This window comes from Dictyoglomus sp. (assembly GCA_025060475.1).
GTDB lineage: Bacteria > Dictyoglomota > Dictyoglomia > Dictyoglomales > Dictyoglomaceae > NZ13-RE01.
In genome coordinates, this window is record JANXBZ010000070.1 from 1 (window position 1) to 539 (window position 539).

Sequence of the window (539 nt, forward strand, 5' to 3'; positions counted from 1 at the left end):
TGCATTCTTCGTAGCCTTTAAGATTTGAAGGAACATTCACAAATTCAACTTCAAAGTTAGCATTTGGAATTTCTTTTCTACAAAGTACTATACAAGTATCTACTGTTTGTTCAAACACAGAGAACCCTCTGAAGTCTATAATCTTTATAATCTTTGTTTTTTCTCTGAGAAACTTTCTAAGTTTCTCTCCATATTTAGCTCTTAGCCATTTATTTGAAGATATCAAGCAGAGAATACCTGAATTTTTAAGCAGATTGTATCCTTTTTCATAAAAATAGACATAAAGATCGGATGTGGATACAAAAGTTTCATATAATTGATGTTGTAGCATCGGTTTGAGTTCTTTTATTTTCTCTTGTCTTACATAAGGTGGATTACCTATTGCTATATTGAATCCGTCTTCGACTCCGAACATCCACTCTGGATCAAACCAGTCTGCTGTAGCTGTTTGGGAAAAAACATCAAAGCTCAGTACTTTGTCGGCGGTTTCTTTTTCGTATTCAGCTTTTTTAAAAAGTAAATCTTTGATCTGATTTTTT

At 32.7% G+C, this 539-nt stretch carries 1 protein-coding gene; it reads right to left on the reverse strand.

Annotated elements, in window-relative coordinates; all coding sequences use genetic code 11:
- On the reverse strand, positions 1–539 hold a 539-nt coding region (locus NZ841_08555; GenBank protein ID MCS7202809.1), incomplete at both ends, for an Eco57I restriction-modification methylase domain-containing protein.